This is a genomic window from Halohasta sp. A2, from assembly GCF_056175805.1.
In genome coordinates, this window is sequence record NZ_JAQFWV010000366.1 from 1 (window position 1) to 233 (window position 233).

Here is a 233-nt window from a genome sequence, read left to right on the forward strand (position 1 = left end):
CAGCACTCAAACCCTGCAAGATGAGCCTTGGATAGACGAGTTCTTTAATCTCGTGGCGGTTGAGACGCTTCCGCTCTTCGAGTACCTCGACTTTGATTTTCTCAGCGAGTATGACGTGTTCGCCCCCACCCGTCGGGGGCGAACACGTGACCATCATCCACCAGAACTGTTCAAAGGCTTGCTTCACTGCTACTACACGGGTATCTACGGGACACGTCCTGTCGCCAGAGAAC

Annotated in this window: 1 pseudogene; it reads left to right on the top strand. The window is 54.1% G+C overall.

Annotated elements, in window-relative coordinates:
- A pseudogene (locus O2S87_RS19455) lies at positions 1–233 on the top strand (IS5/IS1182 family transposase); the annotation flags it as partial.